Annotated in this window: 1 protein-coding gene; it reads left to right on the forward strand. The window is 60.5% G+C overall.

Annotation, left to right across the window (positions count from 1 at the left end):
- Positions 1 to 320: hypothetical protein (locus NKI70_RS33890; protein ID WP_352458952.1), on the forward strand; the 320-nt coding region annotated here is incomplete at its 5' end.
- Positions 321 to 641 lie beyond the last annotated feature (321 nt).

The raw sequence follows: 641 nt of genomic DNA on the forward strand, positions 1-641 counted from the left end.
GGCCCCGCTTTCCGGGATGCAAACTGGGAGCGGATTTCGCCAATGTTTTCCCCGGTGTGGGAATTCCCACAGCCGAGCCTGGTTCGACTGTCATATCCTTGTTGCAACGTCAGGCCCGCCGGCTCGTGTGCAAGCCGGCGAAGGGAAAGGGAACAGTCATGAAATTCTTGGCTCCCGTCACAAAACTTGCTGCGGGGTTTCGCAAATTCGTCGCGCCGCGCTACCGCCCGGAGCTTTATTACATGCGTGGCCCGGGGCCAGCCACCGCCCGCCGTATGGGCACGCCGCGGCAAAACCAATCCATCGACCACTACGCCTAATTTGCCTCGCGGACGGCTGACGCTCTCGCCCGGAGTGCCGTTCGCGCCGTTCCGTACCGGTCAATTCAGATCAATGAAGGGACGATCTGATCATGGTTATAATTCATGCTGCCGCCATTGGTCCATTTCGCAGGTGGTTACGCCTCCGCGCCGAGCGAAAAGCTCTCTTGTCGGCAACGGACCAGTTGAGCCGTTTACCCGATGACGTCCTTGGCGACATCGGCATCTCACGTGACGAAATCATGTGCGATTTGCGAAGCCGCGCCATCCGTCATGCGGAGGCAGGCGCGGCCGGCACGACGATCGAGCGCACCAGGATCG

The sequence above is a fragment of the Mesorhizobium sp. M0500 genome (assembly GCF_040321165.1).
In the GTDB taxonomy this organism is placed as follows: domain Bacteria; phylum Pseudomonadota; class Alphaproteobacteria; order Rhizobiales; family Rhizobiaceae; genus Mesorhizobium.